The following is a 14,230-nucleotide window of genomic DNA, read 5'->3' as shown; positions in this document are numbered from 1 at the left end:
AGCTAGCAAAATCTGTGCGCTTTCTTCCGGCTAGGACCGTTAATTGAAAAAGAGTTTCACTTTATTTTTATCTGTTAAATTTCTCTTGGTAAACTTGCTAAGTTCATCTTCGTTTTCAAATTCCCTTAAATCTTTTCCATACCATTTTTGCAATTCTTCTCTAGTTACTTTATATTCTTTTTCTACAAAGTTAAATTGAACCCAATCTACATTTTTGACTAAGGCAAATATAAACGTTGCATTATATAATGCAGTCTTTTCATAATTTTTTTCTGTCGTCTCATTTGTTTGTATATTTTTATAATTTACTATAATACCATAGGGTTTCTCTTCTGTTTTAAGTTCTAATCCATTTATTCCTTCACCTTCAGGACTTGGCAATTGTCTAGTGATATTTCCTACAGCTCCATTATCGCCAACATAAGAGTTTTTATATTTGAATAGATCTTTGTTAAGGTTGCTTTCCGTGCTCGAACTACATCCATTAAAGATAAGTAATAATAACATAAATAAGAAGAAAAATTTTATCATCTTCCCCACAATGACATCACCCTAAATTATTTTATCATGATCATATACAAATGTTGTAAAAATAATCTACAATTTAGATAGCCACACAACAAATTTATAATAATCGGAGGATAAAGAATGAAGGAGATGGATCATCCTTTACTAAATAAACTCATTTCCCTAGAGGAAGTCTTCTGGTTCAATCCTAAATTGGAGACATTTGAATCAGCCATCCATAAATCCCTTCTTTCACAAGAAGATGTTTGGGATGCAGAGGCGCGTCTTAAACGGTTTGCTCCCTATATAGCCAAAGTTTTTCCGGAAACACAGGATATGAATGGTTTGATTGAATCTCCTTTAATAAACATTCCTTCTATGAAACAGTCTCTGGAACAGGATTACCAGCAGACCATACTAGGAGAGCTATTATTAAAATGTGATAGTCACCTTCCCATATCAGGCTCAATCAAAGCAAGGGGCGGAATTTATGAGGTTCTTAAGCATGCTGAGGATTTGGCGCTTCAACATGGACTGTTAACGCCTCAAGATGATTATTCTATTTTAGATCACGCTAAGTTCCGCCAATTCTTCTCACAATATTCCATCGCAGTTGGTTCAACTGGAAACTTAGGACTTAGTATTGGCATCATTAGTGCGAAGTTGGGCTTTAAGGTAAGGGTTCATATGTCGGCGGATGCAAAACAATGGAAAAAGGATCTGCTTCGAAGTAAAGGAGTAAGGGTCATTGAGTACAAGGAGGATTATAGTAAAGCTGTTGAGCAAGGGCGAATTCAAGCAGACGCTGATGCGTCTTGTTACTTTGTCGATGATGAAAATTCCCGCAACCTCTTTTTAGGTTATGCTGTTTCAGCATCTCGTTTAAAAAGACAACTTGAAGACTTGGGGATTACCATTGATGAACACCATCCGTTATTTGTTTACCTTCCATGTGGAGTTGGCGGCGGCCCTGGAGGCATCGCTTTCGGCCTGAAGTTAATGTTCCAAGACCATGTCCACTGTTTCTTTGCTGAACCTACCCATTCCCCGTGCATGTTACTAGGATTAATGACAGGGCTTCATGATCAAATCTCCGTCCAAGATATTGGGATCGATAATATAACGGAAGCAGATGGACTAGCGGTGGGAATACCCTCAGGGTTTGTAGGCAAAACAATTGAACCTTTTTTAAGCGGTTGTTATACCATTAGTGATGATGAGCTATATAAGCTGCTAAAGGAACTGGCTGATACAGAGGAAATTTATTTAGAGCCTTCCGCCCTTGCTGGTATGATTGGGCCTATTAAATTATGCAAAGAAAAAGGCGATTTACCCCTAAAAAGCATACACATTGTTTGGGGAACCGGAGGAAACATGGTTCCCAAACAAATCATGTCGGACTATTACCAAAAAGGATCGCAGCTAAAAACACGGGATTAGTCCCGTGTTTAGCTATTACATCAATATGGATTTTAAGAAATCATCCTCTTCAATTAGTTCAAGAGCTTTTTTCCGATAGTCTTCATCATGCAAATATGTATATCGACTCGGTTTTATGGTTGGTGCCATTTCAACTGCTTGTACAAATTCATCCTTTTTCAAGCCAATTCCTTTTACATAATCAAAAAAACCAGTTCGTGTAAAAACCTTCACCATTCGTTCAACACGATGATCCTGCACTTTTGCCATAAGATAAGTAGCAACACCCACTTGCATTCCATGCATGGCCGGTTTTTGGGAGATTTTATCAAGAGCATGAGAAATCAGGTGTTCTGCCCCGCTGATCGGTGCGCTGTTCCCGCTAATTACCGAAGAGATCCCGCCCATTGTCAGGGAGCTAATTAATTCTTTTAGAAGGATGGGATCACGGATATCTGTCATCGGGGTTCTAATGAAGCTATTGACTGCCTTTTTACTAAGCATATAGGCGAAATGATTGACTTGATCAACCCCATGTTTTTCTTCGAACTCCCAATCCACGAGTGCAGTAATATTAGACATTAAATCGCCAATACCCGCGAGGATAAAACGGTCCGGAACATTTTGGATAATTTCTAGATCAGCAATAATTCCATACGGAACTTTGGCCGGCACGGTTGTTTTCTTTTTCTCTACTAGAAGCGAGCAATTGCTGCTGGCGAAACCATCATTTGAGGCGGAGGTAGGAATACTTAAAAATGGGCTGCGTCGGGTAAAAGCCATATATTTTCCATAATCAATCACCATCCCCCCGCCCATGGCAATCACGGCATCAAAACGAGGCAGCTCAAATGCTCTTTTAATCAGGTCAAGAATGTCCAAATCTGCCGGCATCAGCACTGCTTCTATTTTCGCAAAGGTAATGGATTTCAGAATATCTTTTCTAAAGTTATGAAAAGTAAAATCGTCAAATAAGAAGAGGACATTTTTAAAATCGTGTTGTTTTAAAATTCGTTCGAGGGTAAAGACTGCTCCTTTACTAATCTCTAAAATGGCAGGTATAGAAATATTTGTTACAACATTCATTATGATTAATACTCCTTTTTTCGTCATTGCAAGGTCAGTTCTAAGACTGATTTCATGCCAGTTAGTGCCATAAATGGGTTAAGATTGCTTTGTCACTTTCCATAGAACTCCTGTATTTGGGAGATAGCCTTCCCCGCTTCCAGGCGGCTTTCGGTAGCCAAAATCAACAATATACATTTCTCCATTATACCCGAAAACAACATCAATGGGTCGTTCCAGGCCTGACCCATCCGTTTGTGATGCTGGCAAACCGCTGGAATTAATCGCAAAAGCAGTGATCTTACCAGTACTCGTATTGATTCTGGAAACGCGATGCCCCACCCCTGGGGTTAGTTTTCCTCCGGTTGTTTCTGGAGCTTCACTGCCAAATTCGGCAATATAGGCCTCATTTGTCGGACCAAACGATGGATTATAGTTAAAATCAAAACCCATGGTCGCTGAATGCGAGGTAAATACAGCGATTGGTTTTGGTGGTGTCATAGGATGCCGAGTCAGCAAAAATGTCGGCTGCTTCTTCCCTTCCGCCTTAAACATTGGATTCGTAACGGGGAGACCGCCAGTGTAATCCGGCCAGCCATACCACATTCCCTGTCTGACCCATTGGAATTCATCGGGGGACTCGGCAACAGGTCTGCTTCCCCTGACATCCATGCCATGATTTGAACAGAACAGCTGATTGAAACGGTCAAATTTAATGCCAAACGGATTTCGCAGTCCCCAAGCAAACAGCTCAAGCTCCGAGCCGTCGGGATTTGCTCGTAGAATACTGCCGCTTGCTTTAACGAAGCCTTTAATATACTCATTTGGATAAACTGGCATCCCAAATGGTGAGAAAGGGCCTGTCTGCACTGAATCATTTGCGGTGTCCGTTAAGAGATTTCTTGTTTTAAAGTTCTTACCTGTTACTTGAATGTAGGTTCCTGGATAATCATGAAAAAAAGGATACTTTTTTAGCCAGTGATTGTCTTCTCCGACTACACCAGTATTAGTGGCGGTTCCCTGTCCAAAATACATCTTGCCGTCCTGACCAAAGACAACCCGATTATTGTGATGGTCACCATAGCTCGGCAATCCGATAATAATGTCCTACTTTTTTCCATCAAGACTCACGCGGGTAATTACACTACGGTGCGCCACGTAAAGATACCCCTTATAAAAGGTTACTCCAGTTAATGGCGTATTAAAGCCATCAGCTAAAAGCTGAGGACCGTTTGTAGTCAGGCGGTAGATTTTTCCCCTACCAGAGATGATTCCTGCATCAGCGATGATGAGTTCATTTCGGTCTGTAATAGTCAGCCCAATCGGAGTAGTAATATTCGTTTCGACTGCCTCTATTTTATAACCCTGGGGAAGCTTTATTGTTTCCGTCCGGTAATTGCGCTTCGGCTGTGCGGTTTGAACCATTTGCAACACCCCTTGGATATTCTTTTTCTATAAAAATATTCAGGGGGGCTTGGAATACATGACTATTGTTTATGTTATTGATTGGTTTGATGTAATTTTGGTTTATTTTTATAGGTGCTTAATTCGATAGTCGAGGTTTCTTATTGGCGACTGTTTCTTTTTGCTCACTCTCATTTCGGGCGCCGAGGGGGCTTATTGGCTACTATTCTTTTTGCTCACTCTTATTCCGGGCGCCAAGGGGGCTTATTGGTGACCGTTTCTTTTTGCTCACTCTTATTCCGGGCGCCAAGGGGGCTTATTGGCGACTGTTTCTTTTTGCTCACTCTTATTTCGGGCGCCAAGGGGGCTTATTGGCGACCGTTATCCCATTTTTTGATTTAATTTGTAGCCAAAAACCCCATTGGAGAATTTAACCTTTTTTCACTCTGCAAGGTTTTGATGAACCCTTCATAACGTCCGCTAGCTTCCTTTTTCACTTTACACGGTCGTTATGAACCTCTTATAGCGACTGCTTGCTTCCTTTTTCGCTTTACACGGTCGTTATGAACCCCTCATAGCGACCGCTAGCATCTTTTTTCACTTTACTCGGTCGTTATAAACCCCTCATAACGACTGCTTGCTTCCTTTTTCACGCTGCTCGGGCGTTATGAACCTCTCATGGCGACTGCTTGCTCCCTTTTTCACTATACCCGGTCGTTATGCATTCCTCTATAACGACCGCACTCTATTCCTTCCTCAACATAAAAGGTTAGATCCACTATTCTCCACCATAACCTCCATCAAAACAAACTCATTTCCCTTCATCGCAGAAACAAGCATCGCCTCGAACTCATTTGGATCACGGGGCTTCACACCTTTTACTCCGAAGCTTTCAGCCAATAGGACAAAATTAGGATTGGAAAAGGTGACGCCGTAACTTTCACCAAACTTCTGCTTCATCTGGTCCACTTCTAGCTTAAGCATTGAATCATTTAAGACAATGACAATAAACGGCAGACCGAGACGCTTTGCTGTCTCCAGTTCGGCAAAATTCATTAAAGCGCCTCCGTCCCCAGTGACCACAATAACCGTTTTCTCGGGGGCTGCCAATTTGGCACCGATTGCTCCTGGAATCGAAATACCCATGGAGGCCAAGCCATTGGATATGATTAACTGCTTAGCGTGCATGGGCTGGTACGTCCTGGCAATAGCCACCTTATGGGAGCCGACATCCGAAATAATCAGGGTGTCTTCAGTTTGCACTTTTTCAATCACATGCAAAATGGCCTCAATCGTAAACCTGCTTGACCGGTTTTCTACTATAGAATAGGACTCTTCCAGTCTTTTTTTTAAATCTCCGGAAGGCTGCCATGGCTTGGCGCTTATTTCCTTGGAATCCAGCATCTTTAGTGACTCTTTTATATTCCCCACCAATTCAGATCGAACCTGATAATAGTCATCCACCTCAGCACAACATGCCCCAATGTGGATGACAGGTACCTTTTTCTGATTCCATGCAGAAGGCCCGGCTTCCACTAGATCCAGACCTATGGCAATCAGTAAATCACTTTCTTCAAATCCACGTACGACATAATCTTTCTCTTTAAACCCAAAACAATAGTAATTTTGCGGGTGCTCCTTTGGTAAGATGCCTTTTGCCATAAAGCTCGTCGCCAATGGACAGCCTAATTTCGCTGCAAATTCTTGAACCTCTTGAACAGCATCCTGTCGAATTACTTGATTTCCAACAATGATAAAAGGTCGCTGACTTTCCTGAAGCAATTGCAAAACTGTGTTAACCGAGCTAGCGTTGGGCACACAATTTGTGATGTCCGATACCCTAAGAGGCTGACTTGTCACCGCTTCAGCTGCAATATTTTCCGGAAATTCAACATAAACTGCTCCTGGCTTTTCTTCATATGCCTTCCGAAAGGATTGTCGGATAATTTCAGGAATCGTATTCCCGTCTTTGATTTGAATCGCCCATTTCGTTACCGGTTCATAGACCCGCACCAAATCCACGAACTGATGGGCTTGTTTATGATGAGTCTCCAATCCTTTTTGTCCGGCCAAAGCCACCACAGGAGAATGATCCAAGTTAGCACTGGCAATTCCCGTTAACAAATTTGCCGCTCCCGGACCAAGAGTAGCTAAACATACCCCTGGCTTCCCCGTTAATCTTCCGTAAATATCTGCCATAAAGGCTGCCCCCTGCTCGTGGCGAACAGGGATATAGCGGATTTTTTCAGAAGAAGATAAGGAATCTGCCAAATCCAATACTTCACTTCCAATTATGCCAAATATAAATTCAACACCCTCGTTTTCCAAGCACTTTACCATTAAATCTGATGCTTTCATAACAGTCTCCAACCTCCATCTTTTCTATTATTATTGTTTGCAAAAATAAGTACTTTAATATAAATAACAATATATTTATATAAAGAATGGGGACGTATGGTCTATAAAGGCTATAATGGCATAAACCTTGAATAACAAGGATTGTAACCCAAGTTATCGACTTGAGATTTTTAGCCGATAGGAAAGTATAAACTTTCCTATCAGGCATAGGTGCAACTACGCCTAGTCAACGCTCTAAAGGCTCGCCAATCGGCGAGTTTTCTAATGATTGTAAATAAACCGCCATAACTCAGGCAATTCCAAGAAACTAGCCCACGTTAAAATGAAGGTAACTTCGAAATAGGTGGGGAAGTGGCCTTGATAAAGAAACACGAACGACTAAAGCAATTTTTCTTTATATTTATAAAAAGGACAGCCATTTTTATTGGAATTTTGGCCGTTTTAATCTTTATTGCTGGAAAAATCAATTGGGAACCTTTGGAGAACAGGGTAATAGACAAACTATCCAGGCAGGAACCTGTTGGTGTCCAATATACCGAGCCGTTTCAGGCGCAAGTGAAGCTCGATATACCAGATACGAAAGCGTATAAAAAGGAAAAGTATTTAATTTTTAAAACTAATATTAAAAATACGGTTCAATTGCTAGCCTCGAAGATGGGATTCCCTAGAAATGGACCCAAACACAACTTAACTAGCATTAAAAAGGAAGTAGCTAATAAAAGCAGATTTAATCATTTGGTTTCTGTTAATGGGATTGAATTTACGGACGATCAGGCAGCGGATCAAACCGTGGCCTTATCTGATTGGGAGATCATGAAAAACAACTTATCAGACGGATTCCATGCACTGAAAGAAGTATTAACGGTCCGTATTATGACTGAGGACGGAAAACCTATAATTGTTAAGACTGATGAGGAAAAAGCAGTCGTGGTTGATTTTGATTCATCCGACAAAGTATTAAGATGGGGGAAGGAAATCCAAGCTGCTTCAGATAAATACGGTATTGACCCTGCGGTGATTGCGGCAGTGATTGAGCAGGAATCCGGTGGCAATCCTGAATCACATAGTCCGGCCGGAGCGATTGGTTTAATGCAATTAATGCCAAAGACAGCCAATGGATTAGGGGTTGATCCATATGATCCAGCTCAGAATATTGATGGAGGCACAAAATATTTAGCGATACAGCTTAATCGGTTTGGCAATTTGGAAATGGCGTTGGCTGCCTATAATGCCGGTCCAGGAAACGTGCGAAACCTTAGATATTTATATATATCTGAAACTCAGAACTATATACGTAATGTCCCAGCCCTAGCCCGAAAATACCAGAAGAAATTCACATTGCATAAGTAAAAAGAAGAGCGATCAATGCTCTTCTTTTTGCTGACGAGATAGAATAATCAAACTCACCGTAATTATTGTAAAAGCTGTAAACGCAAGCATCGGTATGGTGATAAATCCGAGCCAGTTAATATAATCACGCGAGCATGGTACCCCAGTTGTGCACATTTCGAATTGCTGAAGTGCTGGGATTTTCTGCAGCAGCGTATGATACCCCGATAGCACCATTCCAATCATGGATAATGGAAGTACGTATCGAACAATTCCGCGATCCTGGCGGTAAAAGGCAATCCCTAAAATGATCGCAAGTGGATACATGAAAATACGCTGATACCAGCATAGGGTGCAGGGGATAAAATGCATCACTTCACTAAAATATAAGCTACCTAGTGTGGCGATTACCGCAGCTATCCAAGAGATTAATAATGATTTGTTCATGTTATTTCCCCTTTGCCGCCTCGTTAACCTTCTCTTGTAAATCTTCCAAGGTTTTACCGCTGAACATTTTTCCATTTACAAATAAGGTTGGAGTTCCGGTTACACCCAATTTTTTCACATAATCCATGTCTTTTTGCCAGGCAGCCTTTGACTTTTCATCATTAAAGTTCTTTAAAACCTTATCAACTTCTGGCTCACTGACGACTTCCCGCAGAGTATCAATCAGAAATGATTTCGTAAAGTAATCCATTTTTTCATATTTCGTGTCTTCTGGCTGTTTTTCATAGAGCAGGTCATGGAATTTCCAGAATGTCTCATTACCGAGTTCTTGATAGACAGACTCAGCAAATTGAGCTGAACGAGTTGAATCCACATTGATGAACGAATCATTCATAAAATACAGCTTTGCCTTGCCGGTATCCACAAGTTCTTTTTCAATAAGTGGAATGGTATTTTTATTAAAATCCTTACAGATTGGGCATTTGTAATCGCCGAATTCAATGATCGACACTGGCGCAGAAGCATCTCCTAGGAAGGGCTCATTGCTGTAATCAATTTTGGCGATGGAAGTTTTTTTTGTGGCTTTTTCTTCTTTTCCAGAAAGATTGCCTAGAAAAATTAACGCTAAAACCCCGACGGCAATTAAGCCAATCATCCAAAACACAAACTTGGATGATTTATTCTCTTGTTTCTTTTTATTTGCCATAATCAATCTCCTTTTTAGACAGGCTATTAAGGATAACTATATCATAAAATCTCTTAAAAACTTAAAACCTTGCTCTATTAGAAAACACGCTGATTGACGAGCCGTTTAGCAGGTGAAAGAGGTGAAGTTGGCCATTATGCCTGATAGGAAGGTTATTCCTTTCCTAACCGCCAAAAAAAGCCGTTTAAAAACGGCTTTAGTTGATGCTTTGTTGATTTTCCAATTGGTTAGCCGTCATCTTTTGTTTTCCGAAGACGATTAGGAACAACAACCCTAGTCCGGCAAAAATCGTATAAATGATAATGACCTGATTATAATTGATCATTTCTGAAATCAAACCAAATAGGAAGTATCCTAATGTTGAACCAATGGAGGTTGTATTCATGTACAGGGTTGTTGCCGTTCCTTGCGCCTCAGGGATGAAGTCTTGGAAATAGGAAATGGCAATCCCTGCTGTGATGGATACCTGGGCGGCGCTCAGAAGCTGCAGCGGGTAAATTTGCCATGGTTCCCTTACAAAACTGAATAGTAAAAAGTAAACTGTTGCAATGGCAAAACCAATTTTGATTAAGATCGCATTATCGATTTTGGTTGCCAACACACCGACTATAATCATGAAAGGAACTTCAAATATGGGCGGAACACTAAAAACAATTCCAACATCCACTTCTGTCCCATGCAAAACCTTTGTAACAAACTGCGGAACATTCAACATATGAATGGAAGTTGCAGCAGATAGTAAAAACGCAGCAGCCAAATATCCGAAAATATACGGCTGTTTCATGTACTTCGTTACGGTGATGGATTCTTTGGCCACTCTTTGCTCACTGGTTATATCCTTCAATAAAAAGATCACGGTCAAAAGCACCAGTAAGTAACCGGCGGCAACAAACAAAAATAGACCTTTAAAGCCAAAATGAAGCAATAAAACAGAACCCAATGCAGGTCCAACAGTCCATGAAAGAGCAAAGAACATCCTAAAGATATTCATGATAAAAGGTGTTTCTTCACTAGGGATGTTTGCTTCCTTCAGAGCATCTCGTGCATAGGCCCAAAGCTGTGGAATACCGGCGGCTGTCACGCCCAAGATGAAAAATCCAGTCAATGCCAACCCGAGAAAATTTCGAAAATAGGCATATAACGAATAACCAATCATCCCGGCAATCGATGTTAGAATAATCAGCTTTCTTCTGCTTACCTTTGTATCCGACAATTTGGCAATATAACTGCTAATCGTAACCCCGCCTATGGCCGTGATCGTCATAAACACGCCAAAGCCCACATTGCTCATCCCCACTTCATCAATCCCGAACAGCGAGGAAAATGGAGCAAAAAAGGATGATGCGAGGCCGAGAATAAAATTAATTAGAAAAAGAACAGGAAAGGAAGGGAGTTTCCAAACAAACAGCGCTCTTTCTTTTACGGTGGAAAATGTCGTTTTGATCATACCAGCTACTCCCCTTTATCATTTAAAATGGAGATTAGTAAAACCTACTAATCTCCATCCCTAAATAGAATAACATAATTTTAAAATCTTCAAATAAAGAATTTTGACAATCTAAAAAAACAGGTTGAGCATAAACTCTTCCTGTTCTATTTATTCCTTATCGATGAGAAACAATAATCTCACATTCACCTTGAATATCAAATTCTTTCACTCCAACAGGAATGATTGCATTTGCTCCTTTATTTAAAGGATACTTTTCTCCATTTGTAAACAGCGTTCCCTCTCCACTTATTACACTTATCAACAGATACTGATCAGGATAGGAAAATGTTGCAGTCCCGTTAACATCCCACTTATACACTGAAAAGAATTCGGATTCAACAAAAGTTGTGATGGTAACCTGTTCCTTACTGTTAACCTTTGGCATCGTTTTTGTATCTTGATGTGGAACAGTTGTCACTTCAATTGCTTTATCCAAATGAAGCTCACGGACATTCCCTTCAGCATCCTGGCGGTTGTAATCGTACACACGATAGGTGGTATCAGAGCTTTGCTGTGTCTCAAGTACCAGAGTTCCTTCACATAATGCATGGATGGTCCCGCTAGGCACGAAGAAGAAATCGCCTGGCTTAATTTTCACCCTCCGAAGCAATCCATCCCAGTTACCGTCTTCTATTTGGTGAATAAATTCCTTTTTGGTTTGAGCAGTGTGACCAAAAATCATCTCTGCCCCTTCTTTGCAGTCAATAATATACCAGCATTCCGTCTTCCCCAGTTCACCATTTTCATTTACTTTTGCATAAGCATCATCTGGATGAACCTGTACAGACAAATCCATATTGGCATCAAGGATTTTCGTTAGTAATGGAAAGATCTCTTCCTTAGGATTTCCGAATAATTCAGGATGTTCTTCCCAAAGCTTGTCCAATGTTATTCCAGAAAATGGACCATTTGCAATGATAGACGGTCCATTCGGATGTGCGGAAATGGCCCAGCATTCACCTGTATTTTCGCTTGGTATTTCATACCCAAATTCTTGGTGTAAGGCGGTCCCGCCCCAAATTCTTTCTTTAAAAACGGGAATTAAAAATAACGGTTGCATCTGTGACTACCTCCATATGATGTGTTTATTTTTCTTGAAGTGCCTGATGTGCCAATAGCAAAGATCCGATGATACCGGCCTTGTTTTCTAAACCAGGACTAACTATGTAGCTGAAAAGCTCCGGTAAGGAGACATAATCATTGATCATTTCTTTTAAATGGTGGAAAATATAAGGGAATACCTGCTTTTGATTCATAACCCCGCCACCAAGAATAATTTTTTTCGGTGACAAAATAAGAATATATTGCATAAGAGCTTGGGCAATATAATACCCTTCCATATCCCAAACTTGTTCTTGATCGACAAGATCTTTCGCCTTCTTGCCCCAACGTTCCTCAATCGCAGGACCTGCTGCTAGCCCTTCTAGACAATCCCGATGATATGGGCACTTCCCTGCATAGGAATCAATAGGGTGGCGTCGTACAAAGGTATGTCCCATTTCCGGATGGGACAACCCCTGAAGCAATTTCCCCTGAACAATTGCTCCCGCACCAATACCAGTACCAACCGTAATATATAAACAACTATCCAAGCCTTTCGCAGCTCCAAGAGTTGCTTCACCTAATGCAGCAGCATTGACATCTGTGTTGAAACCGACCGGTACAGCAAATGACTCTTTTATAGCCTGGACAAACGGGAAATTTCTCCATGCCATTTTTGGAGTTGAGGTAATATAACCATACGTAGGGCTTTCAGGATTTACATCAATAGGTCCAAAGGATCCAATTCCAATAGCGTCCAAATCAAATCTTTTAAAAAATTGAATAACCTCACCCATAGTTTGTTCTGGTTCAGTGGTAGGAATTTGAATGAGTTCAACAATATTTCCTGACTCGTCTCCAACTGCACAAACAAATTTTGTTCCTCCTGCTTCAATTGCCCCTAGCATATAGAATTCCTCCATTATCGATTCATATTAACAGTTGTTACTTCAGAATCCTTGTTACTTTAAAATATTCATTTCCCCAAAAAACTATCCCAATGTGGGACGTTTTTGGTTTTCATCTATGGATCTGATAAACTTGTCTGTTGATTTACGCTCCAGTTGCTTCGCTTTCCGTAGGCGTTTCGGCGAGCCTCCTCGGCGCTTGCGCCTGCGGGGTCTTCTCCAGAACCGTACTCCCACAGGACATTGATTTTCTTCCTAGAATTCGCCCACGCACGAAGGAAATGCGTTAGCATTTTCGAGGAGTCTTCACAACTTCCGCTCCAATCAACATAGTGTAAAAAATCAACACTGTTCTTTAACACAGCCCAACTATTAAATTGATACGTCTTCCAATAGGCCGACTAATTGCAATCCTTTCAAAATACCATCCTGATCTACATCATGGGTCACATATGTGGCCACAGCTTTCACCTGTTCTTCGGCGTTACCCATGGCAATACTATTTTTTACAAATGAAAGCATTTCAATATCGTTCAGCCCATCGCCAAAGGCATACACTCGTTCCATGGGGATATGTAAATGGCTGATTAATGCCTCGATTCCTTTTGCTTTTGAACCGCCGGCAGGAAGGACATCCATGGAATACTCATGCCATCTGACAAATTCAAATTTCTTAAATTGGTAGCGATAATGCTCCTCTTCCTCCTCCATACAGAAAAGTAAAGATTGATAGACTTCTTTATTGTGATAGAAATGAGGATCATAGAGTGGTATTTCGTTAATTTTCAACGAGCCGATTCCTTCTTCAATGTACAGATGGGATTCAACGTTTTTATACATATGATCATGGTGTTCATAAATAAGGGGGTTTTTTCTGCTGCCTGAAAATTGAGTTAACAAATGAAGCTCTTCTTGATCTAACGGATTAACATAGACCGTTTTACCTTCATAAACACAGTAAGAACCATTAAAGCTAACATACGTATGAATTCCAAGTTCATCTCTTAAATCTTTAAACATAAATGGGGCTCTTCCAGTGGCAATGGCCACCACGTGACCAAGTTCTTGTAATTTTTTAACTGCCATCTTAGTGGACTCAGGTAATTCCTTATTATGATTAAGCAGGGTGCCGTCTATATCAAAGAAAATCATTTGCTTTTGTGTCATGGTCTCCACCCTTTCTATTGATACAAAAATGAACCCCCTCACATAACCGTTATATAACGTTGTGAGGGGGAATCATTATTAGTTAGCTAATCCTTCTTTTTTCAATACATCCTCAAGTGCTTGTACACATGCATCGCCGTCTTCGCCTTGAGCGTTGATCGTGATTTGTGCTCCACTTGGAATACCAAGTGACATAACACCCATAATAGATTTGAGGTTAACTTGCTTTTCCTTGTAAGTTAAAGATACCTCAGATTTGAATTTTGATGCAGTACTAACTAAAACAGTTGCAGGACGGGCATGGATACCAGCCTGGTCGATTACAGTAAATGTTTTTTGTGTCATATTTATTACCTCCTGTTTAATCATAGTTATGAAAGCGTTTCACTG

The 14,230-nt window shown here is 40.7% G+C and carries 14 protein-coding genes; 2 read left to right on the top strand and 12 right to left on the bottom strand.

Going from position 1 to position 14,230, the window contains the following annotated elements:
- Positions 1–39: 39 nt before the first annotated feature.
- On the bottom strand, positions 40–531 hold the full coding sequence (locus ACI3K6_RS11115) for a DUF4825 domain-containing protein (protein ID WP_435554936.1): 492 nt from the start codon (positions 529–531) through the stop codon (positions 40–42).
- 117 nt (positions 532–648) lie between these two features.
- Here ACI3K6_RS11115 and ACI3K6_RS11110 point away from each other — a divergent pair, with 117 nt between their 5' ends.
- On the top strand, positions 649–1,947 hold the full coding sequence (locus ACI3K6_RS11110; RefSeq protein ID WP_435554875.1) for a D-serine ammonia-lyase: 1,299 nt from the start codon (positions 649–651) through the stop codon (positions 1,945–1,947).
- 15 nt (positions 1,948–1,962) lie between these two features.
- Here the strand turns inward: ACI3K6_RS11110 and ACI3K6_RS11105 are convergent, their stop codons facing one another.
- The 4 genes from ACI3K6_RS11105 to ACI3K6_RS11090 form a co-directional block, all read right to left on the bottom strand.
- Positions 1,963–3,015, bottom strand: coding sequence for an iron-containing alcohol dehydrogenase family protein (locus ACI3K6_RS11105; protein WP_435554935.1), 1,053 nt, complete (start codon positions 3,013–3,015; stop codon positions 1,963–1,965).
- Positions 3,016–3,090: 75 nt separating this feature from the next.
- The gene (locus ACI3K6_RS11100; protein WP_435554874.1) at positions 3,091–4,083 is read right to left on the bottom strand and encodes a PQQ-dependent sugar dehydrogenase; all 993 of its coding nucleotides are present in this window, start codon (positions 4,081–4,083) and stop codon (positions 3,091–3,093) included.
- 15 nt (positions 4,084–4,098) lie between these two features.
- Complete coding sequence (locus ACI3K6_RS11095) at positions 4,099–4,416, bottom strand: NHL repeat-containing protein (protein WP_435554873.1); 318 nt, start codon at positions 4,414–4,416, stop codon at positions 4,099–4,101.
- A 735-nt stretch (positions 4,417–5,151) separates the two neighbouring features.
- Entirely contained in the window at positions 5,152–6,753 is a 1,602-nt protein-coding gene (locus tag ACI3K6_RS11090) for an acetolactate synthase large subunit (protein ID WP_435554872.1), read from the bottom strand.
- Between the two features lie 357 nt (positions 6,754–7,110).
- Here ACI3K6_RS11090 and ACI3K6_RS11085 point away from each other — a divergent pair, with 357 nt between their 5' ends.
- Entirely contained in the window at positions 7,111–8,103 is a 993-nt protein-coding gene (locus tag ACI3K6_RS11085; protein WP_435554871.1) for a lytic transglycosylase domain-containing protein, read from the top strand.
- Positions 8,104–8,115: 12 nt separating this feature from the next.
- Here the strand turns inward: ACI3K6_RS11085 and ACI3K6_RS11080 are convergent, their stop codons facing one another.
- The 7 genes from ACI3K6_RS11080 to ACI3K6_RS11050 all read right to left on the bottom strand — a co-directional run bounded on the left by ACI3K6_RS11080 (position 8,116) and on the right by ACI3K6_RS11050 (position 14,185).
- A complete protein-coding gene (locus ACI3K6_RS11080; RefSeq protein ID WP_335479141.1) occupies positions 8,116–8,529 on the bottom strand; it encodes a disulfide oxidoreductase in 414 nt (137 codons plus the stop codon).
- Position 8,530: 1 nt separating this feature from the next.
- The gene (locus ACI3K6_RS11075; protein ID WP_435554870.1) at positions 8,531–9,235 is read right to left on the bottom strand and encodes a DsbA family protein; all 705 of its coding nucleotides are present in this window, start codon (positions 9,233–9,235) and stop codon (positions 8,531–8,533) included.
- Between the two features lie 196 nt (positions 9,236–9,431).
- The gene (locus ACI3K6_RS11070; protein ID WP_435554869.1) at positions 9,432–10,682 is read right to left on the bottom strand and encodes a sugar efflux transporter; all 1,251 of its coding nucleotides are present in this window, start codon (positions 10,680–10,682) and stop codon (positions 9,432–9,434) included.
- A 157-nt stretch (positions 10,683–10,839) separates the two neighbouring features.
- The gene (gene manA, locus ACI3K6_RS11065) at positions 10,840–11,784 is read right to left on the bottom strand and encodes a mannose-6-phosphate isomerase, class I (protein ID WP_435554868.1); all 945 of its coding nucleotides are present in this window, start codon (positions 11,782–11,784) and stop codon (positions 10,840–10,842) included.
- A gap of 25 nt (positions 11,785–11,809) precedes the next feature.
- Positions 11,810–12,673 carry an ROK family protein gene (locus ACI3K6_RS11060; RefSeq protein ID WP_435554867.1) on the bottom strand — a complete coding sequence of 288 codons (864 nt, stop codon included), beginning with the start codon at positions 12,671–12,673 and terminating at the stop codon, positions 11,810–11,812.
- A gap of 372 nt (positions 12,674–13,045) precedes the next feature.
- Positions 13,046–13,840 (bottom strand): Cof-type HAD-IIB family hydrolase, encoded by a 795-nt coding sequence (locus tag ACI3K6_RS11055; RefSeq protein WP_435554866.1) that lies wholly within the window; start codon positions 13,838–13,840, stop codon positions 13,046–13,048.
- Between the two features lie 78 nt (positions 13,841–13,918).
- The gene (locus ACI3K6_RS11050; protein ID WP_335479128.1) at positions 13,919–14,185 is read right to left on the bottom strand and encodes a phosphocarrier protein HPr; all 267 of its coding nucleotides are present in this window, start codon (positions 14,183–14,185) and stop codon (positions 13,919–13,921) included.
- Positions 14,186–14,230: the final 45 nt, after the last annotated feature.

It is taken from the genome of Neobacillus solisequens (genome assembly GCF_051233465.1).
Taxonomy (GTDB): Bacteria; Bacillota; Bacilli; order Bacillales; family Cytobacillaceae; genus Neobacillus.
Note: the sequence above shows the minus strand (reverse complement) of the source record. Positions and strands in the feature narration are given on the sequence as shown.